This is a genomic window from Parasphingopyxis lamellibrachiae (assembly GCF_003385775.1).
Lineage (GTDB): Bacteria > Pseudomonadota > Alphaproteobacteria > Sphingomonadales > Sphingomonadaceae > Parasphingopyxis > Parasphingopyxis lamellibrachiae.
In genome coordinates, this window is sequence record NZ_QRDP01000004.1 from 855,290 (window position 1) to 882,006 (window position 26,717).

General features: G+C 61.8%; 30 protein-coding genes and 1 tRNA gene. 20 read left to right on the top strand and 11 right to left on the bottom strand.

Going from position 1 to position 26,717, the window contains the following annotated elements; translation table 11 throughout:
• Window positions 1–169: 169 nt before the first annotated feature.
• Window positions 170–1,831 carry a 2-isopropylmalate synthase gene (gene leuA / locus DFR46_RS04220; protein WP_116237142.1) on the top strand — a complete coding sequence of 554 codons (1,662 nt, stop codon included), beginning with the start codon at window positions 170–172 and terminating at the stop codon, window positions 1,829–1,831.
• On the top strand, window positions 1,828–2,157 hold the full coding sequence (locus DFR46_RS04225) for a DUF167 domain-containing protein (protein WP_245953670.1): 330 nt from the start codon (window positions 1,828–1,830) through the stop codon (window positions 2,155–2,157). The genes leuA and DFR46_RS04225 overlap by 4 nt, the downstream gene beginning before the upstream one ends.
• 25 nt (window positions 2,158–2,182) lie before the next feature.
• On the opposite strand, the gene DFR46_RS04230 is transcribed toward DFR46_RS04225, so the two are convergent.
• Window positions 2,183–2,725: an MOSC domain-containing protein gene (locus DFR46_RS04230; protein ID WP_245953671.1), complete on the bottom strand. Its 543-nt coding sequence runs from the start codon at window positions 2,723–2,725 to the stop codon at window positions 2,183–2,185.
• On the bottom strand, window positions 2,722–4,569 hold the full coding sequence (mutL, locus tag DFR46_RS04235) for a DNA mismatch repair endonuclease MutL (RefSeq protein WP_116235317.1): 1,848 nt from the start codon (window positions 4,567–4,569) through the stop codon (window positions 2,722–2,724). Before mutL ends, DFR46_RS04230 begins: the two co-directional genes overlap by 4 nt.
• 164 nt (window positions 4,570–4,733) lie before the next feature.
• On the opposite strand from mutL, the gene DFR46_RS04240 reads away from it, so the two are divergent.
• The 7 genes from DFR46_RS04240 to DFR46_RS04270 all read left to right on the top strand — a co-directional run bounded on the left by DFR46_RS04240 (window position 4,734) and on the right by DFR46_RS04270 (window position 11,080).
• Entirely contained in the window at window positions 4,734–5,774 is a 1,041-nt protein-coding gene (locus DFR46_RS04240) for a rod shape-determining protein (RefSeq protein ID WP_116235318.1), read from the top strand.
• A 31-nt stretch (window positions 5,775–5,805) separates the two neighbouring features.
• Complete coding sequence (gene mreC, locus DFR46_RS04245; protein WP_116235319.1) at window positions 5,806–6,726, top strand: rod shape-determining protein MreC; 921 nt, start codon at window positions 5,806–5,808, stop codon at window positions 6,724–6,726.
• On the top strand, window positions 6,723–7,238 hold the full coding sequence (locus DFR46_RS04250) for a rod shape-determining protein MreD (RefSeq protein ID WP_116235320.1): 516 nt from the start codon (window positions 6,723–6,725) through the stop codon (window positions 7,236–7,238). Before mreC ends, DFR46_RS04250 begins: the two co-directional genes overlap by 4 nt.
• Window positions 7,239–7,270: 32 nt before the next feature.
• Entirely contained in the window at window positions 7,271–9,217 is a 1,947-nt protein-coding gene (gene mrdA / locus DFR46_RS04255) for a penicillin-binding protein 2 (protein ID WP_116237143.1), read from the top strand.
• Entirely contained in the window at window positions 9,214–10,329 is a 1,116-nt protein-coding gene (gene rodA, locus DFR46_RS04260; RefSeq protein ID WP_116235321.1) for a rod shape-determining protein RodA, read from the top strand. The genes mrdA and rodA overlap by 4 nt, the downstream gene beginning before the upstream one ends.
• Before the next feature lie 78 nt (window positions 10,330–10,407).
• Window positions 10,408–10,483, top strand: a tRNA-Lys gene (locus DFR46_RS04265).
• Between the two features lie 117 nt (window positions 10,484–10,600).
• Entirely contained in the window at window positions 10,601–11,080 is a 480-nt protein-coding gene (locus tag DFR46_RS04270; protein ID WP_116235322.1) for a hypothetical protein, read from the top strand.
• Between the two features lie 27 nt (window positions 11,081–11,107).
• Here DFR46_RS04270 and DFR46_RS04275 read toward each other — a convergent pair whose 3' ends face one another.
• From DFR46_RS04275 to DFR46_RS04290, 4 genes are read right to left on the bottom strand one after another with little or no spacing between them, the layout of a single operon-like run.
• Window positions 11,108–11,692 carry a GNAT family N-acetyltransferase gene (locus DFR46_RS04275; protein ID WP_245953674.1) on the bottom strand — a complete coding sequence of 195 codons (585 nt, stop codon included), beginning with the start codon at window positions 11,690–11,692 and terminating at the stop codon, window positions 11,108–11,110.
• Between the two features lie 24 nt (window positions 11,693–11,716).
• The gene (locus DFR46_RS04280) at window positions 11,717–12,250 is read right to left on the bottom strand and encodes a hypothetical protein (RefSeq protein ID WP_147297612.1); all 534 of its coding nucleotides are present in this window, start codon (window positions 12,248–12,250) and stop codon (window positions 11,717–11,719) included.
• Between the two features lie 54 nt (window positions 12,251–12,304).
• The gene (locus tag DFR46_RS04285; RefSeq protein ID WP_116235325.1) at window positions 12,305–12,997 is read right to left on the bottom strand and encodes a hypothetical protein; all 693 of its coding nucleotides are present in this window, start codon (window positions 12,995–12,997) and stop codon (window positions 12,305–12,307) included.
• Window positions 12,998–13,044: 47 nt separating this feature from the next.
• A complete protein-coding gene (locus tag DFR46_RS04290; protein WP_116235326.1) occupies window positions 13,045–13,818 on the bottom strand; it encodes a sulfite exporter TauE/SafE family protein in 774 nt (257 codons plus the stop codon).
• A 108-nt stretch (window positions 13,819–13,926) separates the two neighbouring features.
• Here DFR46_RS04290 and DFR46_RS04295 point away from each other — a divergent pair, with 108 nt between their 5' ends.
• Both DFR46_RS04295 and DFR46_RS04300 read left to right on the top strand, forming a co-directional pair.
• Entirely contained in the window at window positions 13,927–15,321 is a 1,395-nt protein-coding gene (locus DFR46_RS04295) for a tetratricopeptide repeat protein (RefSeq protein ID WP_162843388.1), read from the top strand.
• Window positions 15,322–16,005, top strand: a complete 684-nt coding sequence (locus tag DFR46_RS04300) for a toll/interleukin-1 receptor domain-containing protein (protein WP_116235328.1) — start codon at window positions 15,322–15,324, stop codon at window positions 16,003–16,005.
• 68 nt (window positions 16,006–16,073) lie between these two features.
• On the opposite strand, the gene DFR46_RS04305 is transcribed toward DFR46_RS04300, so the two are convergent.
• Window positions 16,074–17,387, bottom strand: a complete 1,314-nt coding sequence (locus tag DFR46_RS04305; protein ID WP_162843389.1) for a S41 family peptidase — start codon at window positions 17,385–17,387, stop codon at window positions 16,074–16,076.
• Between the two features lie 63 nt (window positions 17,388–17,450).
• On the opposite strand from DFR46_RS04305, the gene DFR46_RS04310 reads away from it, so the two are divergent.
• From DFR46_RS04310 to DFR46_RS04320, 3 genes are all read left to right on the top strand, one after another.
• Window positions 17,451–17,954, top strand: a complete 504-nt coding sequence (locus tag DFR46_RS04310; protein ID WP_116235330.1) for a MarR family transcriptional regulator — start codon at window positions 17,451–17,453, stop codon at window positions 17,952–17,954.
• Between the two features lie 89 nt (window positions 17,955–18,043).
• A complete protein-coding gene (locus tag DFR46_RS04315; RefSeq protein ID WP_147297613.1) occupies window positions 18,044–18,622 on the top strand; it encodes a hypothetical protein in 579 nt (192 codons plus the stop codon).
• Window positions 18,623–18,869: 247 nt separating this feature from the next.
• Window positions 18,870–19,841 carry an NAD(P)H-dependent flavin oxidoreductase gene (locus DFR46_RS04320; protein ID WP_116235332.1) on the top strand — a complete coding sequence of 324 codons (972 nt, stop codon included), beginning with the start codon at window positions 18,870–18,872 and terminating at the stop codon, window positions 19,839–19,841.
• A gap of 36 nt (window positions 19,842–19,877) precedes the next feature.
• On the opposite strand, the gene DFR46_RS04325 is transcribed toward DFR46_RS04320, so the two are convergent.
• On the bottom strand, window positions 19,878–20,345 hold the full coding sequence (locus DFR46_RS04325) for a DUF1465 family protein (protein WP_116235333.1): 468 nt from the start codon (window positions 20,343–20,345) through the stop codon (window positions 19,878–19,880).
• A 233-nt stretch (window positions 20,346–20,578) separates the two neighbouring features.
• Here DFR46_RS04325 and DFR46_RS04330 point away from each other — a divergent pair, with 233 nt between their 5' ends.
• Window positions 20,579–21,055: an Hsp20 family protein gene (locus DFR46_RS04330; RefSeq protein WP_116235334.1), complete on the top strand. Its 477-nt coding sequence runs from the start codon at window positions 20,579–20,581 to the stop codon at window positions 21,053–21,055.
• A 93-nt stretch (window positions 21,056–21,148) separates the two neighbouring features.
• Here the strand turns inward: DFR46_RS04330 and DFR46_RS04335 are convergent, their stop codons facing one another.
• A complete protein-coding gene (locus tag DFR46_RS04335; RefSeq protein WP_211306447.1) occupies window positions 21,149–21,346 on the bottom strand; it encodes a YdcH family protein in 198 nt (65 codons plus the stop codon).
• Window positions 21,347–21,473: 127 nt separating this feature from the next.
• Between DFR46_RS04335 and DFR46_RS04340 the strand changes: the two genes are divergently transcribed.
• Window positions 21,474–21,629 carry a YdcH family protein gene (locus DFR46_RS04340; protein WP_116235336.1) on the top strand — a complete coding sequence of 52 codons (156 nt, stop codon included), beginning with the start codon at window positions 21,474–21,476 and terminating at the stop codon, window positions 21,627–21,629.
• 32 nt (window positions 21,630–21,661) lie between these two features.
• Here the strand turns inward: DFR46_RS04340 and dksA are convergent, their stop codons facing one another.
• On the bottom strand, window positions 21,662–22,123 hold the full coding sequence (gene dksA, locus DFR46_RS04345) for an RNA polymerase-binding protein DksA (RefSeq protein ID WP_116235337.1): 462 nt from the start codon (window positions 22,121–22,123) through the stop codon (window positions 21,662–21,664).
• Between the two features lie 409 nt (window positions 22,124–22,532).
• Between dksA and DFR46_RS14765 the strand changes: the two genes are divergently transcribed.
• A complete protein-coding gene (locus DFR46_RS14765; protein ID WP_162843390.1) occupies window positions 22,533–23,552 on the top strand; it encodes a PEP-CTERM sorting domain-containing protein in 1,020 nt (339 codons plus the stop codon).
• Between the two features lie 78 nt (window positions 23,553–23,630).
• On the opposite strand, the gene DFR46_RS04355 is transcribed toward DFR46_RS14765, so the two are convergent.
• Complete coding sequence (locus tag DFR46_RS04355; protein WP_116235338.1) at window positions 23,631–24,074, bottom strand: host attachment family protein; 444 nt, start codon at window positions 24,072–24,074, stop codon at window positions 23,631–23,633.
• Window positions 24,075–24,174: 100 nt separating this feature from the next.
• On the opposite strand from DFR46_RS04355, the gene serS reads away from it, so the two are divergent.
• Genes serS through surE form a run of 3 tightly spaced genes read left to right on the top strand, consistent with a single transcriptional unit; the run spans window position 24,175 to window position 26,604 of the window.
• Entirely contained in the window at window positions 24,175–25,458 is a 1,284-nt protein-coding gene (gene serS / locus DFR46_RS04360; RefSeq protein ID WP_116235339.1) for a serine--tRNA ligase, read from the top strand.
• Window positions 25,455–25,829 (top strand): DUF2513 domain-containing protein, encoded by a 375-nt coding sequence (locus tag DFR46_RS04365; RefSeq protein WP_116235340.1) that lies wholly within the window; start codon window positions 25,455–25,457, stop codon window positions 25,827–25,829. Before serS ends, DFR46_RS04365 begins: the two co-directional genes overlap by 4 nt.
• Before the next feature lie 10 nt (window positions 25,830–25,839).
• Window positions 25,840–26,604, top strand: a complete 765-nt coding sequence (surE, locus tag DFR46_RS04370) for a 5'/3'-nucleotidase SurE (protein ID WP_116235341.1) — start codon at window positions 25,840–25,842, stop codon at window positions 26,602–26,604.
• The last annotated feature ends 113 nt before the right edge of the window (window positions 26,605–26,717 follow it).

Genomic DNA, 26,717 nt, shown 5'->3' on the forward strand with positions numbered 1-26,717 from the left:
TTAACCAATTGCCGCCAATAGTGAGGCCATGACAGCGCATCGCGCCCTGCTAATTCTTCGACTTACACGCCCTTAGGCGTGCCTTTGGTGCTGCATGCAGCACACACGGCCTAAGGGCTCCTTCACAAAATCCTGAAAACCGAAGAAGAAACAGGCTAGTCTCATGCCCATGCTCAACGATCCTTCTGTAAAATACCGGCCCTTTCCGCAGATCGACCTGCCGGACCGGCAATGGCCGTCTAAAACCATCACCGCCCCGCCGCGCTGGCTGTCCACCGATCTGCGCGACGGCAACCAGGCGCTGATCGATCCGATGGACGGCGAGAAGAAGCGCCGCTTTTTCGATCTGCTCGTCAAGATCGGGGTGAAAGAGATCGAGGTCGGCTTTCCGGCCTCCGGCGCCACCGATTTCGATTTCATCCGCGGTCTCGTCGATGGCGGCAAAATTCCCGATGACGTGGTGATCCAGGCCCTCACACAGGCCCGCCGCGACCTGATCGAAACGACCTTCGCCAGCATGGCTGGAGCGCCGCGCGCGATCGTCCATCTCTACAACGCCATCTCCCCCGCCTGGCGCAAGATCGTGTTCCAGATGGACGAGGCCGGCGTGATCGATATCGCCAAACAGGGCGCCGACATGCTGATGGAACAGGCCGCCAAATATCCGGAAACCGACTGGCAATTCGAATATTCGCCGGAAACCTTCAGCACCGCCGAGATCGATCTCAGCATTGCAACCTGCGAAGCGGTGATCGCCATCGTCGGGCCGACTCCGGAAAAGCCGCTGATCCTCAACCTTCCGGCGACGGTGGAGGCGGCAACGCCCAACATCTATGCCGACCAGATCGAATATTTCTGCCGGCATATTTCCTGTCGCGACAGTGTCGTCATATCGCTCCACACCCATAATGATCGCGGGACCGGCGTAGCGGCGAGCGAACTGGGCCTGCTCGCGGGCGCCGACCGGGTCGAGGGCTGCCTGTTCGGCAATGGCGAGCGCACCGGCAATGTCGATCTCGTGACGCTGGGCCTCAACATGTACACCCAGGGTGTGCATCCCGGCCTCGATTTTTCCGATATCGAACAGATCAAGTCGACGGTGGAATATTGCAACGACCTGCCCGTCCATCCGCGTCACCCCTATGCCGGCGAGCTGGTCTTCACCGCCTTTTCCGGATCGCACCAGGACGCGATCAAGAAGGGATTCGCCGCGCAGGATGTGCGCAATGACGAGCTGTGGGAGGTGCCTTATCTCCCGCTCGACCCCAACGATATCGGCACGTCCTACGAGGCTGTAATCCGGGTAAACTCGCAGTCCGGAAAGGGCGGCGTCGCCTGGGTGCTGGAACAGGATCAGGGCCTGAAACTGCCCAAGCGCCTGCAGGCGCATTTCAGCCTGGTCGTGCAGGAACTGGCCGACGAAACCAGCCGCGAACTCGATGCCGACGACATCTGGCACGCTTTCCAGAAACGCTATGGCCTGACCGGCGAGCAGCGTTTCGAACTCGTGGATTATGAGGAAACGCGCGTCGGCGCCGACCGCATCTTCACCGGCACCATCGTCCATAAGGGCGAGGAGCGCTCTGTATCCGGGCGCGGCAACGGGCTGATCTCTAGCGTACTTGCCGCGCTGCGCGACGAATGGGGCATCCAGCTCGACGTGGTGAACTATAACGAACACGCCATCGGCCACGGTTCGGACGCCCAGGCCGCCGCCTATCTCGAATGCACCGACGCAAGCGGCGCCACGGTGTTCGGGGTCGGCGTCAGCCGCGACGTGGCGACGGCAAGCGTGCGCGCCGTGCTGAGCGCGGCCGCCGAAGCCGGGTGACCGGGCGGCCCTGGCGCGCAGGCGGCCGGGGCCTGCTGGTTGCCGTCAAGGCGACGCCGCGCGCCAACCGGACCGAAGCGACGGGAATCGAATCCGATGCCCATGGCCGCCCCGTGCTGCGCCTGCGCGTGAAAGCGCCGCCCGTCGATGGCGCGGCCAACACGGCCATCCTGCGCTGGTTCTCCGATACGCTGGGAGTCTCGAAATCATCGGTGACGATAGCGTCCGGCGAAACCGCGCGGATCAAGCAGGTCGAAGTGGCGGGCGATGCCGGCGCGCTGGCGGGAAAACTGGAAGCGCTGCTCGGCTCGATCGGCGCCCCCTGATCCGCTTCCCGCGAAGCCGGCAGGATTACACCGGCTGCAACGCGCGCCGCTCGCCCTCCGGCAGATGCACGACGATCTCGTCGCCTGGCCGCACTTCGCCGTCCCTCAGCACGATCGCCATGATCCCGGCCCTGCGAACGAGCGTGCCGTCCGCAGCCCTGTCCAGCACCGCATCCATCAGCCCCGGCGCATGGCCTTCGAGCTGCTTGCACGGATTGCGCAGGCCCGTGACCCGCACCCGTGCAGCCGCGCCCAGCGCAAGCTCCGCGCCCTCGGGCAGGGCGAGCAAATCCACGCCCCGCGTCGTGATATTCTCGCCCATATCGCCTGGTACGACTGAGAAGCCCCGCCCGGCCAGCTCGTCGAACAGCTCGGCCTGAATCAGATGCACCTGCCGCAAGTTGGGCTGATCCGGGTTCTGCGCAACGCGCGAGCGATGCTGCACCGTCACGCCACAATGCGCATCGCCCTCCACGCCATGACCGGCGATGAGGCGGATCGCATCGGCTTTGGGTTTCGCGATGCCGTGCGAGGGTTTTCTGGCGACTGCCAGGACCTTGCCCATCATTTCCGCCCGAACAGTTTTTCGATATCGCCATGGCCGAGCTTCACCCAGGTCGGGCGACCGTGATTGCATTGCCCGCTATGTGGGGTCACTTCCATTTCACGCAGCAGGGCGTTCATTTCGGCGACGGCGAGCACCCTGCCCGCACGCACGGACCCATGACAGGCCATGGTGGCGGCGACATGATCGAGCTTTTCTTTCAGGGAAAGATGCTGGTCATAGGCGGCGATTTCGTCGGCGAGATCCCGAACCAGCCCTTTGGTGTCGCCCGCACCGAGCATCGCGGGGGTGGCGCGGACCAGCATCGCCTTGGGGCCGAAACGTTCCAGCTCCAGCCCCAGCTCGGCCAGTTCGCCGATCCGCTCTTCCAGCGCATCACAGGCGCTTTCATCGAGATCTACAACCTCGGGCACGAGCAGGCCCTGTGACGCCACACCGCCTTCGGCCACTGCCCGATTCATGCGTTCCAGCACCAGCCGTTCATGCGCGGCATGTTGATCCACGATTACCAGCCCGTCCTCGGCCTCGGCCACGATATAGGTTTCTGACACCTGCCCGCGCGCAATGCCCAGCGGATGCGTTGCCGCATCGGGAACCGGCGCTTCGGCTGCTTCCGCCTTGCCTTCGGGCGCTGGCTGATATTCGGGGGCGCCATCCCAGACACTGGCCTGATCCGAACCCGGCGGCGGGGTGAAAAAGGCGGCGCGCTGTTGAAAACCCTGTGGATGGCCCTGTTGATGTGGCTGTGGGTGTTCGGATGAATAACCCTGTGGATAAGCTGTGGATGACTGACCCACTCCGCCCTCGACCGGTTCTGCCTGCCAGTTGCCCAGCGCCGCGGCGGAGGGTCTTTGCACGCTGCGAAACCCGGCCTCGTCGAGCGCATGGCGCAGGCCGCCGACAATCAGCCCGCGAATATTGGCCGGTTCACGGAACCGCACTTCGGTTTTCGCGGGATGCACATTCACATCCACCTCGCCTGCCGGAACGGTGAGGAACAGTGCGAGCACGGGGTGCCGGTCCCGCGCCAGCAGGTCCTGATAGGCGCCGCGCACGGCCCCGATCAGCAGCCGGTCTTTCACCGGACGGCCATTGACGAAGAGGTATTGATGATCGGCGACGCCCCGATTGAAGGTCGGCAGGCTCGCCACACCTTCCAGCTTTGCCGTGCCGCGATCATAGTCGACCGCCACGCTGTTTTCGATCAGTTGCCGATCGGTCAGCGCGGCCACCCGTTCCGGGCGCGTCTCGCCTGGCTGCACCGCTATGTTGCGCCGCCCGTCATGCTCCAGCGTAAAGCCGATATCGGACCGCGCCATGGCCAACCGCCGGATGGTGTCCGCCGCGGCCGCATATTCGGAACGCGGCGTGCGCAGGAACTTGCGGCGTGCGGGTACCTTGGCGAACAGATTTTCCACCAGCACGCGCGTGCCGGGCGGCAGCGCCGCCGGACCTTCTTCCTCCAGATCGCCATTGTCGACAATCCGCGACCAGCCTTCCGCACCCCTGACCCGGCTTTCCAGCGTCAGCCGTGAAACGCTGGCGATGGAGGGCAGCGCTTCGCCGCGAAAACCGAGCGTTTCGACGCCTTCGATATCGTCGTCCGGCAGCTTGGATGTGGCATGGCGCTCCAGTGCCAGCGCCATCTCTTCGGCACTCATCCCGCACCCGTCATCGATCACTTCGACCCGGTCGATACCGCCGGACGAAAGCCGCACGGTGATCCGTGTAGCCCCCGCATCCACGGCATTTTCCACCAGTTCCTTCAGCGCGCTTGCCGGGCGTTCGACGACCTCGCCGGCAGCGATACGGTTGACGAGATGTTCGGGCAGGCGGCGAATTGGCATATAAATCCTTTACCGCATGTCCCGCAACCGCACGAGCGGTTGATCCACAGCGATTCGCACAAAATGTTAGTGCAAATGCGCGGATAACCGCTATGTGAGTGTCAAGGCCTATTAAGCGCTGATTCCCGAAGCTTCACAACCCCCTGTACGAGACTATTCCAACCATGTGGTTCCAACGTTTTTTCAAGATCATGTCCCACGACATGGCTATCGATCTGGGTACAGCCAACACCGTCGTCTATGTTCGCGGCCGCGGCGTCGTGCTCAACGAGCCTTCGGTGGTCGCCATCGAAACGCTCAATGGTATCCAGCGCGTTAAAGCAGTCGGCGAAGACGCCAAGGTGATGATGGGCAAGACGCCCGATGCGATCGAGGCCATCCGCCCGCTTCGAGACGGCGTTATCGCCGACATCGATGTCGCCGAGCAGATGATCAAGCATTTCATCCAGAAGGTTCACGGCCCCCGCCGTTTCCCGCGCTGGCCGGAAATCGTGATCTGCGTCCCTTCCGGCTCGACCAAGGTTGAACGGCGCGCCATCCGCGACGCAGCCTCCAATGCCGGGGCCAGCCAGGTGTTCCTGATCGAAGAACCGATGGCGGCTGCTATCGGTGCCGATATGCCGGTGACCGAACCGATCGGCTCGATGGTTGTCGATATCGGCGGCGGCACGACCGAAGTCGCGGTGCTTTCGCTGCGCGGCCTTGCCTATACGACCTCGGTTCGCACGGGCGGCGACAAGATGGACGAGGCGATCAGCTCCTATGTCCGCCGCAACCATAACCTGCTGATCGGCGAGGCCACGGCGGAACGGATCAAGAAGGAAGTTGGCGTGGCGCTGATGCCGGCGGACGGCAAGGGCCAGACGATCCACATAAAGGGCCGCGATCTCGTCAACGGCGTGCCCAAGGAAATTTCGATCAACCAGGGCCAGCTCGCCGAAGCGCTTTCCGAACCCGTCGGGACCATTGTCGAGGGCGTGCGGATCGCGCTCGAGAACACCGCGCCGGAGCTTGCCGCCGACATCGTCGACCAGGGAATCGTCCTGACCGGCGGCGGCGCCCTGCTCGAAGGCATTGACGAAGTGCTCCGCCGCGAGACCGGCCTGCCTGTAACGGTGGCCGAGGATCCGTTGACCTGCGTAGCGCTTGGCACGGGCCGGGCGCTCGAAGAAGAAGTGTTCCGCGGCGTGCTCAGCACCGGATAATCCGGCCATATAAGCCAAGGGAGAAGGCCAAATGGCCTCAGAAGGATCGAAGCGCCCCGGATTTTCCCGCCGCGCGCGTTTCGGCCTGTTCGCCGGATATGTGGTCGCGATCACGGGGGCACTGGTCGGCGCCGGTCTCGTCATCATCGCGATTTTCGATCCGCAGGGCTTCTCCTCCATTCGCGGGGGCATGAGTGACATTACGGCGCCAATATCCTCTACCGGACGCGGCGCCGTGCAAAGCGGCGGGCGGATCGACGACTATATCGCCAACTGGTGGAATGCAGGGCGGCAGAATGCCGATCTGCGCGCCGAGCTCGATATCGCGCGCCGCCGGCTTATCGAAGCCCGGGCGACCGATCTGGAAAACCGCCGGCTGCGCGAACTGGTCAACCTTATCGAGGGCGAGACAGAAACGCTGGCCACAGCTCGGCTCGTCAATTCCAGCCTCACCAGCACCCGCCGCACGGCCACGCTGTTCGCGGGTCGCAACCAGGGCGTCATGTCCGGCCAGCCCGTCCGCGCCGCAGACGGCCTTGTCGGCCGCATTATTGACAGTGGGCGCACCGCCTCGCGCGTCCTGCTCCTTACCGACCGGTCCAACATCGTGCCGGTGCGCCTGACGCGGGACGGCACACCTGCCTTCACCACCGGGCGCGGCGACGGCAGCGTCGAAGTGCGCTCGCTCGAAGCCGGGCGCAATTCCTTCGAAGAAGGCGATGTCCTCGTCACCAGCGGCACCGGCGGCATCTATCCGCCCAATGTTCCGGTCGCCGTCATCATACAGGTGTTCGGGGATACCGCGCTGGCGACCCCGCTCGCCAATCCGGCAGCGCTGGACTTCGCCATCGTCCAGCCCGCCTATGAGCCGCCAGTGGAAGAAACCGAATCCCCGGAAGATGTCGCGCCGGACGATAGCGAACCCGCACCGGGATTGTCGGAAACCCCATGAGCCGGTTGCATGCGGCGGACGAAAACCTGGCGCTGGTCCGCGCGCAGCTCAGCCTGATCCCCTCTGCGAGCGTGATCGCGGGATCGCTTCTGTGCCTGATGCCGCTGATCGCCCAGGCCCCTCTTCTCCCGCCGATCGCGCTGATGATCTTTCTAGCCTGGCGTTTCCTGCGCCCCGAAATCTGGCCGATCTGGGCGGGCCTTCCCTTCGGCCTGTTCGACGACCTGATCACCGGCAGCCCGATCGGCAGCGGCATGCTGTTATGGACGATCATCCTGCTGACGCTCGACTATGCGGTAAACCGGGCAATGTGGCGGGATTACTGGATTGACTGGCTGGCCGCGACAGCAGCGCTCACTTTCTATATCATGGCCGACATGGTGTTGACTGTGCTTACCGGTGGAGGATGGGTTTTTGCCCCGCTGCTGCCCCAGATTGCCGCCGCCATCCTCCTGTTTCCGCTTTGCCTGCGTCTGTGCGCGCGCCTCGACCGGCGGAGGCTTACCCTGTGAGGCGCAGACGATCGCTTTCGATCAACGACAATATGCGCAAGACCATGTATTCGCGCCGATCGATGCTGCTGGGCGGCGCGCAACTTGGCGTGGCCGGGTTGCTCGGCGCGCGCATGGCATGGATATCGATTGCGGAGAATGAGCGCTGGCAACTGCTGTCCGAGAGCAATCGCGTACAGCTGAGCCTCATTCCCCCGCGCCGCGGCTGGATCGTCGACCGCGGCGGCCAACCCATCGCGATGAACCGTTCGGACTTTCGCGTCGACCTGATTCCGGACAGGCTGCAAAATCCGGGCCGCGTGATTGCATCGCTGGTGGAACTGCTGGATCTACCGGACGAAGAGGTCGCCAGGATCCTCGCCGATCTGGAGGACGCCGCCGGATATCAGCCGGTGCAGGTCGCCGATGGACTGGAATGGGAGCAGTTTGCCGCCGTCAATGTACGCCTTCCCGACCTGCCGGGCGTCGCGCCGCTTCAGGGCTATTCCCGCTACTACCCCGCCGGGCCGGCGGTCGCCCATCTGGTTGGCTATGTCGGTGCGCCGAGCCGCGAGGATTATGAAGAGACCCGCGATCCGATCCTGATGGTGCCAGGATTCAAGATCGGCAAGGACATGCTCGAACAGACGATGGAGGATAGCCTGCGCGGCGAACCCGGTGCCCGGCGCGCCGAGGTTACCGCGCGCGGCGAACTTGTTCGCGAGCTGGAAACCCGGCCCGATGTGAGCGGCGACGTGCTCCGGCTGACGGTCGATGCGGGGCTGCAGGAATATGCGGCACGCAGGCTGGGCACGGAATCGGGATCGGTCGTCGTTATCGACACACTGACCGGCGGCACCCTCTGCATGACCTCCATGCCCGCATACGACCCCAACAGCTTTTCCGACGGTATCAGCCATCTTGAATGGAACATGCTTTCCGAAGACGATCATGTACCGCTGCGCAACAAGACGCTGCAGGGTCTCTACCCGCCCGGCTCGACGGTAAAGCCAATGAACGCGCTGGCGCTGCTCGGCCAGGGCATCGATCCCGAGGAAACGGTGACCTGTTCCGGACGGACGCGCATTGCCGGCGGCAATTTCCACTGCTGGCGGCGTGGAGGCCATGGCGCGGTCAACATGAACCGCGCGGTCGCCCAGAGCTGCGACATCTATTTCTACCAGATGGGCGTGCGGATCGGCATGGATCCGATAGCGCAAACCGCCCGCACCCTCGGTCTGGGACAACGCTTCCCCGGCCTGCCCGTACCCTATCAGTATTTCGGCACCGTGCCCGATCCTGCATGGAAACAGCGGCGTTTTGGCGAAGCGTGGCAGACATACGACACGGTGAACGCCACGATCGGCCAGGGCTACATGCTGACCAACCCTCTGCAACTCGCCATCATGGCGGCACGGATCGGGTCGGGCCGCAACCTTACGCCCCATCTCATCGCCGACAATGCCGGTCCCCGGGCCGCGCCGCTCAATTTCAGCGCCGAGCATTTCGATATCGTCCGCCAGGGCATGAGCGATGTCGTCAACGGAGCGGGCACGGCAGGCCGTGCGCGCCTGCCGATCGAGGGCGTCCAGCTGGCCGGGAAGACGGGCACGGCGCAGGTTCGCCGGATCACCATGGCCGAACGCGCGGGCGGCGTGCGCTCCAATGCCAGCCTGCCCTGGGAATTGCGCGATCATGGCCTGTTCGTATGCTACGCCCCGACCGACAATCCGCGCTATGCGGCCGCCGTTGTGATCGAGCATGGCGGCGGATCCGGATCGGCCTATCCGGTCGCCCGGGATGTGCTCACCTATCTCTACGACCAGGACCGGGCGATGGAGGCGCTCGAACGCTACGAAGCGGGCTGGGGCGGCGATATCGCGACGCGCATGGCGCGGCAAGAAGCCGAATACCGCGCGCGGCAGGCCGCCGCCGAAGCCGGCACGCTGCGCGACCCGCTGGCCGATCGCGCATCGCGCGACCCGGAGACAGGCGAATGAACGGCGCGCGCCAGGACTCGCTGGTTCCCGAACAGATAGCCCAGCTGCCGTGGCGGTTGATCCTGCTGGTTCTCGCCATTTCCGGGTTCGGACTGGCGATTCTCTATTCCGCGGCCGGCGGCCAGCTCCAGCCCTGGGCGGCCTCTCAGGCCGTCCGCTTCATGGTCTTCTTCGCCATGGCCATCATGCTGTCGCGCTTTCGCGAAGAGCATTGGAAATTCTTCGCCTATCCGGTTTATGCGTTGACCCTGCTCGCTCTGCTCGGCGTCGAAATCATCGGGCAAGTCGGCGGCGGCAGCCAGCGCTGGCTCAATCTCGGCTTCATGACGATCCAACCGTCCGAAATCATGAAACCGGTGCTTATTCTCGCGCTGGCCAAATTCTACGATACATTGCCGTCCGGCGAATTGCGGCGGCTGGTGGCGATCTGGCCCGCCCTGTTGCTGATCGGCCTGCCGGCGGCGCTGGTCGTGATCCAGCCGGATCTGGGAACGACGGTGGTGCTTGTCGCGGCCGGGGTCGCCATCATGTTCCTCGCCGGCCTGCCCTTGCGGCTTTTCATCGGCGGGGCCGTGGCAATGGCGGCCCTGGTTCCCCTCGCCTTCATGTTCCTGCTCGAAGGCTATCAGCGCAACCGCGTGCTGACCTTCCTGAACCCGGAGAATGATCCGCTCGGTACCGGCTATCACATCACCCAGTCCAAGATCGCGATCGGATCGGGCGGCCTGTTCGGCAAGGGCTTCCTCAACGGCACCCAGAGCCACCTCTCCTATCTTCCCGAAGGCCATACCGATTTCGTGTTCGCGACCATGGCCGAAGAGTTCGGCCTGCTTGGCGGTCTGCTGCTGATTCTCGGTTTCGCCCTGCTGATCCGCTGGGGCATCCGCGTTGGCCAGAACGCACAGAGCACTTTTTCGAAGCTTACCGCCGCGGGGCTTTCGACGACCATCTTCTTCTATTTCGCGATCAACCTGATGATGGTGATGGGTCTTGCGCCGGTGGTCGGCATCCCGCTGCCACTGGTATCCTATGGCGGGTCGGCCATGCTCACCGTGCTGATCTGCATCGGCATATTGATGTCGATAGATCGCGAAAACCGGATGCGGCGCTGATCGCCCGAACGCAAACCCAAATTTTGTTGCGTCGCACAACTCACCATGCTAACCGCGCCGCCTCTTTCGAGAGACAGTGGACGCATAGCTCAGTTGGTAGAGCAGCTGACTCTTAATCAGCGGGTCCCAGGTTCGAGCCCTGGTGCGTTCACCATTTTTCCCGGCATGCCCGATCGGGTGCCTCCACGCCGCTTCCACCATCTCCGGTAAATTGCCCTTGCGGCCCATTCGGTGCAGAATGCACTTCTTCAGGGGAACAAGGGGCAATGACATGACATTTGGCATCATGATGCGCACAGCGCTGGTGGCGGCTTCGGTAACGCTGGCATCGGCAGCTTCGGCGCAGGTCGGGGAATATGGCGCCTGGACGGTGGAAAGCACCAACCAGAACAATATCGCGCTGGCCAGCACGACCAACGACACCGGCTCCAGTTTCGGAGTGTTATGCTCGGACGATTGCCTCGTCGTGATCCAGTTCGAAACCACATGCGACGATGGCATGACGGTGCCGATGCTCGTCAATACCGGCAACGACGTCTTCGCACCGGAATTCGTATGTATCGAAAATGATGACGATCCGATCTGGGCGACCGAATATAGCGAGGCGATGGTGGGGATGTTCGAGCAGGACAGCATCGTCAGCTTCGCCAACGGGCTGACCGACGGCGAATATTATATCTCCCGCTTCCTGCTCGATGGCAGTGCGGAGGCGGTTGCCGCCGCCATGACCATGACCGGCGTCGCGAAATAGTAACCCGCCGCCCGGGGCTTCTGCCTGTCAGCGCCGCGCAGGGCGCAGCATCGGCGTAACCACGGGCGAGGAACCGTGCCGGATTTCGCCCAGTATCTCGAATCCGTGCCGCAAATAGAGCGAGATATTGCGGGGGTTGGACGATTCCAGATAGGCGGGAAGCCCATCCTCATCGACCCGCCGCAGGGCATGTTTCATCAATGCCCCGCCCAGTCCCTGCCCCAGCCAGGCCGGGTCGGCGGCGATCATGGAAAGAAACCAGCAGGGCGCATAGCGGGAGTGATAGGCATCCATGTCCGCGAACATGGTTTTCGCAGCGTCCTTGATTTCCGGCCGTACATTGGCGCTCAGGATCTTGCCGATCTCATTGTCATCATGTTCCAGGCCAGGTGGAATCCACAGCGCCGCCGCCTTTCCTTCCCCGGCGATATAAGCCGATCCGGCGTCAATCGCTCCGCCGCCAAACGCCTCCGTCATCTGCGGGGCAATGGCGAGATAGGCCGAGGACACAGGCAGCAGCCAGCGGATGAACGGGTCGCTGGCAAAACCGAGCGTCAATGTATCGATCACCGTCGCCCGATCGCCTTCGGTAGCAACTCGGATTTGGGGCATGGGCATACGAGTTTCCCTATCGCGCTAGATATTCGGGTTGAACACGAACAGATCGAGAAGCATCGCCAGAAAGACGATCGGAAAGACAATCTTGTGAAACAGACGATTCCTGACGAACGCCAGGGTTAGACAGGCGAGAAGCAAAAAAACCGATGCGGCATTGTCTGGGTCGATGAGCGCCATTCCAAATCCGATCGGACGAAACAGCGTGGATACAATAACGACGGAGGCTCCGAGCAGCCAAAAGGCCTTGGCATTGTCAAAATAATACCCCTCGAGATCACTGTCCTCTATCCTCTGCGGAAACAACAAGTGCGAGGCGACATAGAGACCCACCGGCCCCGCCAACATCAAGAGCATCGTGCCAAAATTCCAATGATCGACCGTTTGCAGACCCCAGCTTTCCCACCATTGCTGCAGCAGCGCAACAAACACGAAGAGGACAAGGCTCGATTGCAGCCAGGAGAATGTCACAGTTGCCCGGAGCTTTATCTGCCGTGAAATATTCGACAACAGATCGGTTACCCCGAGGCCGATAATGATCGACAGCAGCACCATGACGAATTGAAACTGGCTCATTCTGGTCTCTCCCTGCCGAATAATCCGCCTTCCTCAGCGGGCCCGGGCTGAGGCGATCTCATACAAATCGCGGCGCGGGCCGCCGCCATCGGCCAGCGTAATCATCTGGCGATGGATATCGATCTGCAGGCGAACATTGCGCGAGGCATCGAACATATAGACCGACCAGTCATCGCGGTTTGTTTCGCGAAACCGGAACGTACGGGCATCGTCCGTCACTTCGATCCATTCATCGCCGCCCATCAACTGAAACAGGCCGCCATCATAATTGGCGCGGATTACATTAAACCCGTTGATTCCTTGTGCCGCCAGCGGGTTGCCGTTCGCCGGACCGATATTGGACCCTGCGGCGGAACTGGTGATCCGGTATAGGTCCGTGCGCTGTCCGTTGCCCTGCGCAAAGCTGATCCAGTCCCGGAAAATATCGATCTGTATCGAGATGTCGCGGGACACGTCATGCAGATAGACAGACCAGTCATCGCGATTGCGTTCCTCGAAGTAAAAATTCTGGCCACCATTGCCGAATTCCGTCCATTGGCCCGGCGATGTCTGCTGGAATACGCCGCCATCGAAGGTCGCGCGGATCACGTTCCAGCCATTGACGCCCTGTGCATTCACCTGCGCGTTAGCCGGTTGTGCATACCCGGGAGAGATCTGCCCAAAGGCCAAGCCGAACGCCGCGATTCCAGCTAGTGCGAAGCGCGCAAGGCGCGTCAGATAATACATGATTTCCCCTTCATCAGCGCACCGACTATGTACGACACGCTCCCCGCCTATGTTATGAGCCCATACCAGCGCCACAGCAACCGCAGCGCGACATAGAGGATCAGCGCCGCCGTCAGCCTTTTGACCAGCAGCGGCGGAATATGCGCACTGCCCAGCCGCGATCCGATCTGCCCGGCGATCAGCACCGCGGGAAAGAGCAGCCAGTAATCGCGCAGCAGGTCAGTCGCGCTTGCCACGCCATGCTCGGCCTCCAGCTTCATCAACTGACCGGCCAGCCCGGCCAGCGAGTTGACGAGGATGAAGATGCTCGCCGTTCCGGCTATTTCGCGCGGTCCGCCCCAGCGCAGCAGGTAAAGCACCGGCGCAAGGAATATTCCGCCGCCGATCCCGACCATGCCGGAAAGAAAACCGATCCCCCCGCCCACCGCATAGCTGACCGGACGGGAAACATGGCGCACTGCGCCTTCTTCCGCCACCTGCCTGCGCTCGAGAACAAGCTGCAATCCGGCGATCAGGAGGGAGATGCCGAGCACACCAATAAATACGACTTCCGAAATCACCATCCGTCCGCCAAGCCATGCCGCCGGCACGGACAGCACTATCCAGGGCAGTATCCGCGCAAGCTGGAGATGCCCGGCCTGCCAGAATCGCCAGCTCCCGCCCGTAACGACGATGATATTGCAGATCAGCGCGATCGCCGGGAGGATCCGGTAATCGGTGCCGTTCAGCACAAGCAGCGCATTATAGGTCGATCCGCCGCCAAAGCCGACCATGGCGTAGAGCAACGCTGTCAGCGCAAACAGGGCGGCAAGTTGCGGCATTGCAGCGGCTATGCCGGAGAATGCGGAACCGGAAAAGCCACACGGCAAAAATTGACATTGCGACCGTCTGGTAGGACGCTCCGGCGCGACACAAGGGGGATGGGCGAGATGGCCAGTTACGGACAGTCAGCAGTTTTTCGGCGGGCGACTTTGGCGCTCGGGGCGGCAGCCCTTATCGCCTTGCCCGTCCAGGCTTTTCAGGACCCGGCCCCAAGCGAAACCGTCGCGCCTTTGATCGAGCAGGCGCGGATGCTGAGCAATGAAGATCCCGACGAGGCGGAAGCGCTTTACCTCCATATCCTCGAGCTGCGCGAAACCAGCCTTGGCGCTGACGACCCTTCGACGCTGATGGCCATGCTGGAACTGGCGCGTTTCTATCGCGACAGCTGGCGCCGGGCCGATGCCGTGCCGCTATACCGCCGCGCGATATTCGGCCTGTCCGGCATCCTGGAAGCCGATGACGAAGCGATGCGCAGTGCGGAACGGGAACTGACCAACCTGACCATCGGGACAGCGCCGGACCCCGCCGATACCAGTGTCGTCATCCGTTCCGCCGGGCCTTCGGCCGCTCGCTATCCCCGCGGTATGGAGCTGGACGGGGAGAGCAGGATCGCCCTGCAGCAGGGTGACACGGTCACGGTTCTTTCCGCCAATGGCACGCGCAACTTCACGGGCCCCGGTAGCTTCAGCGTGGAAGAGCAGGTGATCATCCGCAGCTTTGCCATCCGGAATGACGATTGGTCGGGCAACTCGGAATCGGAAAACGCGCCCCCTCCCCCTCCACCGCCGCCTCCACCGCCTCCACCGCCTCCTCCTGTGCCCGCCCCGGCTCCCCCGCCCCCTGCGCCTGCTCCGGTGATCGCTTCGCCCTCGGCCCCTGCCCCGGCTCGCGCGGGTATTCCGGTCTATCCGGTATGGCCGCCGGAATCGCCGACCTGGCAGTTCAGCCTCGATCGCTATATCGGCTCGCGCGACGGGATGACGCTCAGCACGGCCGGCAGCCGGTTGCAGGCCGCATTCGAGAGCGCCGGCTATCTGGAGCACAGCTATTATGCGGTGCCCGGCGGCTTCGCGATCGTTACCCGGATCGAGCAGATGGACAGCGCCGGCAATCGGCTGCGCGGGTCGGCACGCTATGAGCTGCCCGGCCAGCGGACCCGGGATTCGCTGACCAACATTCTCTACAGCCTCTTCGTCAACGCGCCGCCCGGCTATTATCGCTATATCGTGGTGGTCGTCTCCGTGCGGCCCTTCGCAACCCGCAACAGGCTGCTCGACGATGACGAGGCGTTACGGCGGCTGCGCGGCGGCGCGAACCGGCTCTCATCCGTTTATCGCCGGGTTCCCTTTACCGATGACTATAATGTCGATGCGCTGATCTACGAATTCCGCTGGGACGGCGGCGACAGCCCGGTGCGGATGCTGGAGCCCGGGCGCGTATCGCCGCAGGATCATCTCACCCGGACCGGCCTTGCCAGAGCCGTGCGCCGCGGCTTCCGCTAGATGCGCATTTTCATCAGCTATCGGCGGGAGGACAGCAAGCACAGCGCCGGGCGGCTTGCCGATGCATTGGGCGATGTGCCGCATATCAAATCGGCCTTTCTCGACATTGACGATATTGCGGCCGGGGAATCCTTCCCGGAACGGCTGGAGGCGTCCCTCGGTCAGGCCGATGTCTGCCTTGTACTGATGGGCGATCGCTGGGTTGGCCCGGTGGATGACGGCGAACCCCGGATCAACCGATCCGGCGATTTTGTCCGTATGGAAGTCGCCAGCGCGCTGGCCAGTGACATGCGGGTCATCCCGCTGATCCTCGACGACGCTCCGATGCCGGACAGAGAGATGCTGCCCGAGGATGTCCAGCCGCTATTGGAGCGCAACGCCCTTTTCCTGCGCCACCATTCCTTCAGCCAGGATGTCGATTTCCTCGTCGACGCCCTGCAGGGCCGCACCGGGCCAAGGCGCCGCCGCCGTCCGGTCCTGCGCGCCATAGTGCGCAGCCTTGGCGGCGTTGCACTGGGCCTGCTGCACTTCCTCGGCGTGGCGATCCTGAACCGGGCGGTCACCGGCCAGAATCTGGAAACCTCGCTGGGCGGCCTCCCCATGCTCGCGCTGCTCGGGTCGATCTGCCTGGCGGTCGGACTGGCCATAAGCTTCGGCGCGATCCGAAAGCTGCGCGGCGGATAGAAGCGGAGACGCGGCGCTCTGGCGGTCCTGTTCTCGAAGAGATCGCACCAGTCGGCCTTTAGTGGGATTCACTCATCCAGTGCGGCAATCAGTGCAGCCAACTGTTCTTGTCCTTGTCCGGGAATGAGGCGATCAGGAACCAGCGGGGCTCGGCCGGCTTCGCCCGACGGTCGCGTGAAAATGTAAAGCGGCGCCTGAACCACAAGACCGGTTTCAGGGAGCGTGAAACGCTGCACCTGGCCGGTCTGATTGGCAGGCCCCTCTGTGGGCGTGCCCGCGATTTCAGCGATTTCGAAATCCTGTACCGTCACCGCAAAGGCGATGGTTTGCGAATAGCTCGTCGGCCCGATCAGAATGACCGTCGTACCCTCAAATCGATGATCCAACTCGACCGGCGGTTCAGCCCACTGGGCGAAGGGCATATCGATGACTTGCCCAATCTGCGATCCGGGAATAAGCGCTTGGTTTTCTGCAACAATACGCGCTTTAACAGCAGATATAGGTGTGTAACGAGCAGTGGTGATATATGCCATCAGGCGATCGGAAAGCTGACGGGCGCCGCCGCCATTGCCCCGCAGGTCGACAATCAGTCGGTCGATATTTCCAGCATCGATCCGGGCAAATGCGTCCGATAGAAAAGTGGCAAATTCTTCTTCTCGCGGTGCCTCAAAACTGTCGACGCGCATGACAGCTACGGGCCCCCGAATGTCGAGTGCATAGACGCCACTATCGGACACTGCGATGTCGCGAGTTGGATCAAGCCCAATCGTCTCGGGACCATCATCACGTTCAACTGTCACGTTATGAAACTGCCGATCACCCTGCAAAGCCCAAAGAGCTATCGGAAACCTCAATGACAAAACGCGCTCACGCAGCCCGCTGCTTTCCCCACGCATCCTGGGCTCCAATTCGGTGACCAGAGTAGCGGCAGGCTGACCATTGACTGCAAGAATTTCCTCGTCAGGATTGAGTGGGCTCGAGGGTTGAATATTCCCGGCTACAAAGAGCCGCCCATCGGTTACGCGAACGGGAAGCGTAAAAGCGGCAGCACCCCGCTCAATCGCGGCTTCGTATGCGGTGTCGGGCAATCGAATTCCGCTATGTGCGTCGTTAAGGAGCGGATTGATGGTGGCCAGTGCATACCAGGCTGTGCGACTGTCATATTCGCCCTGAAAGCCCTGTTCCAGCGATTCAAAGGCGGCATCGAGTAGCTGTGCATCTGCAGAGTGAGAAAGGTCCGGATGCGTAGATCCCATCCAGTGGCGCCATGCTTCGACATCCGTCTGCAAGTGATGCGCGTCAATCTGTGCCAGCGCCGCCTCGCCAAAAAACATCGATGCCATCACGATCAAGGCGATTGATCGGAAACGAGACTTCATCATTGCAAACAGCTCCACTTTATGTAACCAGTTACGTATAATTAGCATGGCCGAAGGAGAGGCACAATGATCCAGGACAAAAAATCTGAAAATGCCCGCATTGAGCCCCCTGTACAGGCTTATGCACCGGCCTTTTTCGCCTTTCTGGCGATTCAGCTCACTGATCGCCTTTCGAGCGAGGGAGCGCGCTTTTCAAATGCCATGGGCATCGAAATTCCGGTCAACACAATGTCCACGGTCATGGCTCTCAAACATGGGCCGGCTAGCGTGACCGAGATCGCCAGCGCGCTTAATGTCAGCCATGTCGCAGCGATCAAAACCACCCGCATATTGATCGGCAAGGGCCTTGTGGAGCGGAGCCACGATCCCAGCGATGGCCGCCGCAAACCGCTCTCTCTCTCTGGCAAGGGTATGCGAGTTGCTGCGGATGTCAGCACCGTAATCGAAAAGGCCCAAACTGTTTACGGAGAGCTGTTTGAAGAGATCGGCGTTGACCTCCATGATGCGCTCCTGAAAATGGATGCTGCGCTAGACCGGGTCAGCTTTGACACACGCCTAGCCAAAGCCTGAAGATCACTAGGGTATTGGCGTTGAGCCGTCCGGCTGGCAGGCGCATAAACCCCTGTCCTACACACACCCAACTCCGTCATATTCGGGCAATGCCCCGATCACCCTCACCTCCTGCGTCTCCAGAAGTCACTGCCCCCTTCTTCCCCGAATTCGCGCCCGTGCCGATGCTGCGGCGCCGCGCAAATGGCTGGACGCAGGAGCACCAGCGGATGTTTATTGCGCTGCTCGCCCAGACGGGGTCGGTGCGGGAAGCCGCGTGCGGTGTCGGGATGTCGGCGCGGTCGGCCTATCGGCTGCGGGAAAAGCCCGGCGCGGGCGAGTTCGATCTGGCATGGCAGGCGGCCCTTGATGTGCGACGTGAGCGGATTAGCACGGCGCTGGCCGAGCGCTGGCGCGGCACTGCGGACTGGGTAGGCGAAGACAGGCGCGCCGAGGAGCGCGCGTTGATTTTGGTGCTGCGGCTGATGCCGAAGCCGCGCGATACGGCGCAGGTCGTCGCGGCGCTGCGGGATCGCGCGCGATGGCGCGATAGTCAGGCGGAGGAGCGCACGGCCCGTCGCGCCGAAGCGGCCCGGACCCGCAAGCAGGTTGCCAGCGATGCCCGGTGGTTTGCCGACAGGGCCGCCCTCGCCTGCCGTTCCGCTGGTCCGCATGTGAAGCCCCTGTGATGCGCTGTGCTGGCCCCGATTCTGCTCCAGATGCTGCCCCAAATGCTACTCATGCCGCACCGGAAGTTGGCATAATGGGACACGCAATTGTTACGCAATCCAGCTTTTCCGCCATTTCCGTCCCGCGAAGCGAAAAAAGTGCGACCTTAAGTGCGATTCCGTTCCGACCTTCCCGCTTTCCGTTCAGCTTTGGCAAATGCAGGAAACAGTGGCTGGACACGGGAATAAGTTTCGTTAGGAAACCCGAATGACTTTACCCAGCCCTCTTTTCGATCCGCTGCGCCTGCCCCTGGTCGGTGCACCCCTGTTCATCATTTCCGGCCCGGAACTCGTTATCGCCCAGTGCAAGGCGGGGATTGTCGGCTCCTTCCCGGCGCTGAACGCCCGGCCGCAGGCGATGCTCGACGAATGGCTGCACCAGATCACCGAGGAACTGGCCAAGCATAACCGCGACAATCCGGACCGCCCGGCCGCGCCCTTCGCGGTCAACCAGATCGTCCATAAATCGAACAACCGGCTCGAAGAGGATCTGGCGACCTGCGAGAAATGGCAGGTGCCAATCACGATTACTTCGCTCGGCGCGCGGACCGAGCTCAACGACGCGGTGCATGGCTGGGGCGGCATCACGCTGCACGACATCATCAACGATCGTTTCGCCCGCAAGGCGGTCGAAAAAGGAGCGGACGGGATTATCGCCGTGGCGGCCGGTGCGGGCGGCCATGCCGGAGTGACATCGCCGTTCGCGCTGGTCGGCGAAATCCGCGAATGGTGGGACGGGCCGCTGCTCTTATCGGGCTCAATTTCGACCGGCGCAGCGATTCTGGGCGCGCAAGCCATGGGCGCCGATCTCGCCTATATCGGCACCGCCTTTATCGCGACCGAAGAGGCCAATGCGGTCGAGGGCTATAAGCAGGGCATCGTCGAAGGACAGGCCGCCGACATCGTCTATTCGGACCTGTTTACGGGTGTGAAGGGCAATTATCTGCGCGGCTCGATCGAGCGGGCCGGCCTCGATCCCGACAACCTCCCCGAGGGCGACTACAAGACAATGGATTTCGGCTCGGGAGGCAATCAGGACAAGAAAGCCTGGAAGGATATCTGGGGCGCCGGCCAGGGCGTCGGGGCGGTCGAAAAGGTCGAAAGCGTCGCGGAACGGGTGGACCGGCTGGAGGCGGAATACCGGGCGGCAAAGGAGAGTCTGCTCGCGCGGATGGCCTAGTTTGTCGGGCTCACCCTCTCGGTTGACTCTGACCGCCTAAAAAGCGCGCTCAAGCTTGCCCAGCAAACTCCGCGCGGGGCTTGCCGGCGGCTCCGCGGGCGGTGCGAGCAGGTCACGCTCAAGGCGGTTGACGCGCTTGTAGAGGTCCTCGCTCGCTGCGATCAGTTTCTGCGCGCCATCCGGCAGCTGCACGACGACACTCTCGTCGCTCCTGCCGGTCAGGCCGAGGCGGCGGTCTGGATGGCTGGCCATCGCGGCATCGATCTCGCCCCGGGCTTCGCCGCGCCAGGTGAGCAGCCAGGCGATGACGTGCATCAGCCGCGTCGTAACCTTCAGCGATTCCACCGCATACCCAACCCGCAGCGAGGGCGAGAGCCGGTCGCGCGCGGCCACGCCGTGATCCTCGAAATAGGCGCGCGCTTCATCGGCCAGCACCATGGCCTCGACATAAAGCGAGTCCACGAGTTTGCGGGTCAGCTGGGCCTGGGGAATTGCGTTCGACATGAAAGGGCCTCTTGCCACAGGCGGCCCGCACACTCCAAGCGCAAACAGGGTGAGAATGTCTGGTTAACCGATATTGTCCCGAAGCGGGGCGGCATCGACCTCTTGAAAACGATCCAAGAAAACCCATTTCACAGATGTCGGAACCGTTGCCGGATTCGGGGCGGGAAAGACAGGCTGCACGGACGACCCGTGGGCCGAAAACTCTTTAAATCGCTTTGAAAGGATTTTTGGAAATGCGTAGTTTTGATTTTACCCCCCTCCTCCGTTCTTCGGTCGGATTCGAGAATCTGAATCGTCTCGTCGATGCTGCAACCCGCGGTGAAGGCAATGCCTACCCGCCCTATAATATCGAGAAGCTGGGCGACGACGCCTATCAGATTTCGATGGCGGTCGCCGGATTTGCCGAGGAAGAGCTCGATGTGACCGTGCACGAGAATGTGCTGATCGTTACCGGCCGGGTCGCCGAACGCGAAGAAGACGCCTCGCGCGAATTTCTCCATCGCGGCATCGGCACGCGCGCGTTCGAGCGCCGCTTCGAGCTCGCCGACACGATCAAGGTGACCGGCGCGGGATATGCTAATGGCCTGCTCAATATCGAGCTGACCCGCGAAATCCCCGAAGAGAAGAAGCCGCGCAAGATCGCTATCGGCAGCAACCCTGCTCCCAAGGCAATCGATGCGCATAATGACGATGACCGCGAAGCTGCCTGAGCGGCAAGGCGACTTGTCTGTCATTAACGTTTGAACGAGGGTCGGCCTGGATTTCCGGGCCGGCCCCTTTTTATTGCGTCCGCCTGATCCGGGTCAGGCAATGATATCCGGCAGCAGCCGGTCTTCGATTTCCGAGATTTCGTCCTTTAGGCGCAACTTGCGCTTCTTGAGGCGGGCAAGCTGAAGCTGGTCCTTGCCCGGTGCTTCGAGCAACATCTCTATGGCATCGTCGAGGTCCCGATGCTCCGATTTCAAGGTTGCCAGTTTCACCCGTAAGATCGCGTCTTCCATGACGGCAGGCGATGTCATCTACGCCCCATAGTTGCAAGACCACGGCCCGTCGCGCGCAATAAAATAAGGGCAGACAAAGCCATGTGAAATGGGTTAGCTTCCGTTCCCCAAGCATAAGGAGACAGTGATGGATAACGCTCATGAATCCGCCCTTGAAGCCAAGCATGCAGGCCTGGACGCCAAGATAGAGATGGAATTGCAGCGCCCCTCACCCGATCAAATCAAGCTCGCGGAACTCAAGAAGCAAAAACTCAGGATCAAGGAACAACTGGTTACCCACTAGACGGGGTAGACGGCGCCGCGTTGTAAGAGGCGTTATTCGTCCCGGGTCGTGCGCTCGTTGCGCTCGTGCCGCTCCTGGGCCTCGACCGTCATCGTCGCGATCGGCCGCGCATCAAGACGCGCCAGCGAAATCGGCTCACCGGTGACCATGCAATAGCCGAACTCGCCCTTTTCGAGACGATCCAGCGCTGCATCGATTTTCGCGATGAGCTTGCGCTGGCGGTCCCGGCGACGCAATTCGATGGACCAGTCCGTTTCGCTCGACGCACGGTCGGTGGCATCCGGTTCTCTTATCGGGCCTTCGCGCAATTGCTCACGTGTACCGTCCACGTCGCGAACGATTCCGGCTTTCCATTCGGTCAATTTCTGGAAGAAATATTCCCGGTGTGCCTTGCCCATAAAGGGGACGTCATAATCCAGAACTGCGTCGGTTTTCGGCGGTTTGCTCGAATCTCCAGCGACGCTCTTTTTGGATGGTTGCACCGCAGTTGCCATTATTATGTTCCCTCAGCGCTTACCGAAACAGACAGATCGCGGCGCGAAACGCTCTGAGACTCAAGGATGAATCGGCGTTTCTCCATGGCGCGGGCCTATACGCATCCCATGCGCGACACACAAGCGACGAATCGTTGAAACCGCTTTCCAGCGCGAATGGCGGGCTAGATCAGAGGAACCGGCAAGCCTGGGAAATCCATATTCGGACATGCAAAACTGCCCCTCAATGGGACATTAACTATCAATATTGAAAAGGGTTACCCGCAAATCTCTGATTAACCGTCGAAATCATGGTTAACGATATTGCGATTAATCTTCTCTTGCTGCCTTGTGCCAATGCCGAGCACCGGGTTTTGCACGCTATCGCTGCAATGGTTGGATGCTCAGAACTATTAGGAAGAGAAAGCCCATGTCTGTCAGAATGGCTCTTGCAAAATTATGCGCCTGCGCTTGCGGCGGCGCCATCGTCGGTGGTGGTGCGGTGCACGTATCGGACGCCCCAGCCGGCGGCCCGGCTGAAATCCGCGTCGCCCAACCGCGTGTTGCCCAACAGCGTGTCGCCGCACGCAGCATCGGCAACCGGCCGCGCGCACACCGGAAAATTCGCCGGGTACGTACGACGACGACAACGACCAGTTGCGCGCCCGCTCCTACCGTAGTGAGCGTGACCAACCAGGTCGCTGCGCCCGCTCCGGCTATGTATGAGGTTCCCCCGGCGGCACCCTATATCACCGAAATTCCGAGCTTCGGCGGCGGCGGTGAGGTTGGAATCATCGGCGGCAGCGGCGGTTTCGTCGGCGGTGGCGGCGGCTTCTTCGGCGGCTTTGGCGGCGGCGGCGGATCGTCTGGCGGCGGCGGAGGCTTCTTCGTCCGCGAAGGGGATATCGTCATCAAGAACGAAAATAGCAGCTCGACCTCGAGCGGCGGTTCGGGCGGCAGCTCGACCTCCACCTCGACCGGCGGCAGCTCGACATCCACGGGCGGCAGCTCGACCTCGACAGGTGGCAGTTCCACCTCGACAGGCGGCGTGAGCAGCACGAGCTCGACTTCGTCCGGCAATGTCAGCTCGACTTCGTCGACCGGCGGCAGCTCCAGCAGCACCAGTTCGGGCAATGTCAGCTCCACGAGCAGCAGCTCGGGCAATGTCAGCAGCTCCTCGTCGACCAGTTCGTCAACGAGCAGCTCATCCTCGTCCAGCTCTTCGACGAGTTCCTCGACCAGCAGCGGCGCAACCGGCGGGTCGAGCAGCTTCGGTTCGAGCAGTCATGGGTCGAGCAGTCATGGGTCAAGCAGCCATGGGTCGAGCAGTCACGGATCTTCGAGCGGTACGGATGTTCCGGCTCCGCCGATGCTCCTGCTCTTCGGCGGCGGTGCAGCTGCACTGGTTGCCCGGCGGCGCTGGAAGAAAAAGAAGCAGTCAGCCGCCTGACACCTGCTTCGTCTGACAGACGAAAAACGGCGCGACCCCGGACCGGGATCGCGCCGTTTTTTATGGGGGCCCGCCTTGCTACTCGGCGGCTGCGACGATCTTTTCAATGTCGCTGACAGTGTGTCCCGTCAGGTCCTTGTCGATCTCTCCGATCAGCCGCTCCCTGACCGTCTGATGATAGTTTTTCCGAAGCTCGCCAAGTGACTGTGGAGGAGCGACGACGATCAGTTTTTCGAAATCATTGTCGTGCGCCCGCTTGTAGAGGATGTCGGCCATTTCTGCGGCAAAACGATCTTCCTCCAGCTGGTGAAAATCGGTTTCCTGCATCTTGCTGCGATGAGCACCGCCGCTGGCGAAGCTCCGCCCGGCGTCGCTCGCCTTCTGAACGCGATTGGGGGGATTTTCCTGTTCGTGTTTCCCCTCGAGTTCCAGTTGCGGATGTTCGGCTCCGCCTTCGTTCCTGAAAAACAGGGTCTTTCGGCCATCGGCGACGACAATGAGAACGTCTTTGGGCATTTGCATGGGTGTTTTCCTCCGTATCTTCTCGCATCCCATTTTCTATCAAACGCATGAAACGGCTTGAGGGTTGCACCAGGGGATTGTGCCAGTCATATCGCCCGGCATGCATGATCTGAAACAAATACGGGAAAATCCCGCCGCATTTGATGCCGCGATGGCGAAACGTGGCGGTGAGCCGGTTGCCGACAGTTTGTTGGCCCTGGACGAGCGCAATCGCGCCCTGCTGACCGAAGTTCAGACCGGCCAGGCCCGGCGCAACGAAGCTTCGAAAATGATCGGCCAGGCCAAGGGTCAGGGCGACGAGGAAAAGGCGGCGGCGCTGATGGCCGAAGTCGGTGAACTCAAAAAGCGCCTGCCCCTTCTGGAAGAAGAACAAAAAACACTCGCTGCAGAAATTCAGTCGCGGCTTGCTTCGCTTCCGAATCCGCCCGCCGACGATGTCCCGATGGGCCAAAGCGAAGACGACAATGTCGAGCTGAAACGGGTCGGGGCGCCGCCCGAGTTCGATTTCGATGTGAAGGATCATGCCGATCTCGGCCCACCGCTCGGGCTGGATTTTGAAACCGGTACAAAGATTTCCGGCGCGCGATTCACGCTGGTGCGCGGCGCGGTCGCCAAACTCCATCGCGCCCTTGGCCAGTTCGGCCTCGACGCGCTGACGGGCAATCACGGATTCGAAGAGGTTTACCCTCCCCTGCTCGTCAACGATGAAACCATGTATGGCGCGGATAAACTCCCCAAATTTGCCGAAGATCTTTTCCGGACAACCGACGGTCGCTGGCTCATCCCCACGGCCGAGGTCAGCCTGGCCAATATTGTGCGCGACGAAATCCTTACGGAGGAAACGCTGCCGCTGCGCTTTGTGGCGCTGACCTCCTGTTTCCGGTCCGAAGCAGGGTCGGCGGGCCGCGATACCCGGGGCTATATCCGCCAGCACCAGTTCGAAAAGGTAGAGATGGTTTCGATCACGACACCGGAAGCTTCCGAAGCCGAGCATGAGCGGATGACCGCCTGCGCAGAGGACATCCTCACCCGGCTCGATCTGCCATTCCGGCGGATGAACCTTTCGACAGGCGACCTTGGCTTTGGCGCCGCTCGCACGTTCGATCTCGAGGTCTGGCTTCCGGGCCAGGACAGCTATCGCGAGATTTCAAGCTGCTCGACCTGCCGCGACTTCCAGGCACGCCGCATGAATGCACGGTATCGCCCCGAGGGCGAAACCAAGGGCACCCGTTTCGTTCACACCCTGAACGGATCCGGACTGGTTGTCGGACGGATGCTCGTCGCCATTCTGGAAAACTATCAGCAAGCCGACGGATCGGTTGTCGTGCCGAAGGTCTTGCAGCCTTATATGGGCGGGACGGAATTGTTGGAGCCGGTTCAATGAAACGGGATATCGACCTGATACGCAGACTTATGCTCATCGTAGACGCCAAGCAGGGCAGCCATGGCCTTAAGGCCGACGACCTGGAGGTGGACGATTTTTCGCTCGAAGCGATCACGTACCACCTCTACATGATGGCGGAAGCCGGCATGCTCGTTTCAGAACCCTTCCACAGCGTCCAGCATCCCGAACACCGCTTCGATGTGATCGTGTACGAGCTGAGCTGGCAGGGTCATGAATATCTGGATCTGATCCGCGACATGGCCCTTTGGACGGACATCCGCCAAAAGATGGCACATACAGGCACCCATGGGTTCGCGCTGGCGATCGAACTGGCGCGCACGGAATTGCGCAAGCGGCTTGAAGCCGGATAGAGGCCCGACCATGCGCATTCTCCTGACAAATGACGACGGCATAAACGCGCCGGGCTTCGCCGTGCTCGAGGAGATAGCGGCGACATTGAGCGACGATGTCTGGGTGGTTGCGCCGGCGGAAGAACAATCGGGAGCCGGCCATTCGCTCACGCTCACGGTTCCGCTGCGGATGCGCCAGCTCGGCGAGCGCCGCTATTCTGTTGTCGGCACGCCGACCGATGCGGTGATGATGGGCATCAACAAGGTGATGAAGGACAATCCTCCCGATCTTCTGTTGTCCGGAGTAAATCGCGGGGCAAACCTTGCTGAGGACGTCACCCATTCCGGAACGGTCTGCGCTGCGATGGAGGGAGCCCTCGCCGGAGTGCCGTCAATCGCGCTAAGCCAATGCTATGGGTCTCACGGCATGGGCGATGACGTGCCTTTTTCCGCGGCGCGCAGCTGGGGCCCGCAAGTGCTTGAAAAACTGGCCAACTATGAATTCCCGGCGAAAACGCTGCTCAATGTCAATTTTCCGGCCTGCGCGCCTGAGGATGTCCGGGGAATTCGCACTGTCACCCAGGGCATGCGCGATTATGGCCGGCTACAGATTCTGGAGAATAAGGACCCGCGCGGCTATCCCTATTACTGGCTCGGCCTTGGCCCGATGGTTGGCACGCCGGGGCATTCAACGGATCTGGAGGCCGTGGCGGATGGTTTTGTCTCAGTGTCGCCGCTGCATCTGGATATGACGCATCACCGGTCACTGGCGGCGCTCGGTGCAATTTTCGAGTAAATTGCGATCCGCAGTTGTTCGATCCTAACCGGCTATCTGCGCTGGAAACCCAAGAATTTCGTGGTATGACCGCATCATGCGAGCACGATGCCCATGGATGTTGCCCCTGGCTT

Excerpts from the sequence above, each read along its gene's own strand:
- DFR46_RS04365 (WP_116235340.1), top strand. The coding sequence starts at position 25,455 with ATGAAACGGGATATCGACCTGATACGCAGACTTATGCTCATCGTAGAC.
- serS (WP_116235339.1), top strand. The coding sequence starts at position 24,175 with ATGCATGATCTGAAACAAATACGGGAAAATCCCGCCGCATTTGATGCC.
- DFR46_RS04330 (WP_116235334.1), top strand. The coding sequence starts at position 20,579 with ATGCGTAGTTTTGATTTTACCCCCCTCCTCCGTTCTTCGGTCGGATTC.
- DFR46_RS04300 (WP_116235328.1), top strand. The coding sequence starts at position 15,322 with ATGCGCATTTTCATCAGCTATCGGCGGGAGGACAGCAAGCACAGCGCC.
- DFR46_RS04340 (WP_116235336.1), top strand. The coding sequence starts at position 21,474 with ATGGATAACGCTCATGAATCCGCCCTTGAAGCCAAGCATGCAGGCCTG.
- DFR46_RS04295 (WP_162843388.1), top strand. The coding sequence starts at position 13,927 with ATGGCCAGTTACGGACAGTCAGCAGTTTTTCGGCGGGCGACTTTGGCG.
- mreC (WP_116235319.1), top strand. The coding sequence starts at position 5,806 with ATGGCCTCAGAAGGATCGAAGCGCCCCGGATTTTCCCGCCGCGCGCGT.
- rodA (WP_116235321.1), top strand. The coding sequence starts at position 9,214 with ATGAACGGCGCGCGCCAGGACTCGCTGGTTCCCGAACAGATAGCCCAG.
- DFR46_RS04280 (WP_147297612.1), bottom strand. The coding sequence starts at position 12,250 with ATGGTGCTGCTGTCGATCATTATCGGCCTCGGGGTAACCGATCTGTTG.
- DFR46_RS04240 (WP_116235318.1), top strand. The coding sequence starts at position 4,734 with ATGTGGTTCCAACGTTTTTTCAAGATCATGTCCCACGACATGGCTATC.
- leuA (WP_116237142.1), top strand. The coding sequence starts at position 170 with ATGCTCAACGATCCTTCTGTAAAATACCGGCCCTTTCCGCAGATCGAC.
- mutL (WP_116235317.1), bottom strand. The coding sequence starts at position 4,569 with ATGCCAATTCGCCGCCTGCCCGAACATCTCGTCAACCGTATCGCTGCC.
- DFR46_RS04355 (WP_116235338.1), bottom strand. The coding sequence starts at position 24,074 with ATGCAAATGCCCAAAGACGTTCTCATTGTCGTCGCCGATGGCCGAAAG.
- surE (WP_116235341.1), top strand. The coding sequence starts at position 25,840 with ATGCGCATTCTCCTGACAAATGACGACGGCATAAACGCGCCGGGCTTC.
- mrdA (WP_116237143.1), top strand. The coding sequence starts at position 7,271 with ATGCGCAAGACCATGTATTCGCGCCGATCGATGCTGCTGGGCGGCGCG.
- dksA (WP_116235337.1), bottom strand. The coding sequence starts at position 22,123 with ATGGCAACTGCGGTGCAACCATCCAAAAAGAGCGTCGCTGGAGATTCG.
- DFR46_RS04250 (WP_116235320.1), top strand. The coding sequence starts at position 6,723 with ATGAGCCGGTTGCATGCGGCGGACGAAAACCTGGCGCTGGTCCGCGCG.
- DFR46_RS04315 (WP_147297613.1), top strand. The coding sequence starts at position 18,044 with ATGCCCCGATCACCCTCACCTCCTGCGTCTCCAGAAGTCACTGCCCCC.
- DFR46_RS04325 (WP_116235333.1), bottom strand. The coding sequence starts at position 20,345 with ATGTCGAACGCAATTCCCCAGGCCCAGCTGACCCGCAAACTCGTGGAC.
- DFR46_RS04335 (WP_211306447.1), bottom strand. The coding sequence starts at position 21,346 with ATGGAAGACGCGATCTTACGGGTGAAACTGGCAACCTTGAAATCGGAG.
- DFR46_RS04230 (WP_245953671.1), bottom strand. The coding sequence starts at position 2,725 with ATGATGGGCAAGGTCCTGGCAGTCGCCAGAAAACCCTCGCACGGCATC.
- DFR46_RS04285 (WP_116235325.1), bottom strand. The coding sequence starts at position 12,997 with ATGTATTATCTGACGCGCCTTGCGCGCTTCGCACTAGCTGGAATCGCG.
- DFR46_RS04310 (WP_116235330.1), top strand. The coding sequence starts at position 17,451 with ATGATCCAGGACAAAAAATCTGAAAATGCCCGCATTGAGCCCCCTGTA.
- DFR46_RS04275 (WP_245953674.1), bottom strand. The coding sequence starts at position 11,692 with ATGCCCCAAATCCGAGTTGCTACCGAAGGCGATCGGGCGACGGTGATC.
- DFR46_RS04320 (WP_116235332.1), top strand. The coding sequence starts at position 18,870 with ATGACTTTACCCAGCCCTCTTTTCGATCCGCTGCGCCTGCCCCTGGTC.
- DFR46_RS14765 (WP_162843390.1), top strand. The coding sequence starts at position 22,533 with ATGTCTGTCAGAATGGCTCTTGCAAAATTATGCGCCTGCGCTTGCGGC.
- DFR46_RS04290 (WP_116235326.1), bottom strand. The coding sequence starts at position 13,818 with ATGCCGCAACTTGCCGCCCTGTTTGCGCTGACAGCGTTGCTCTACGCC.
- DFR46_RS04270 (WP_116235322.1), top strand. The coding sequence starts at position 10,601 with ATGACATTTGGCATCATGATGCGCACAGCGCTGGTGGCGGCTTCGGTA.
- DFR46_RS04305 (WP_162843389.1), bottom strand. The coding sequence starts at position 17,387 with ATGATGAAGTCTCGTTTCCGATCAATCGCCTTGATCGTGATGGCATCG.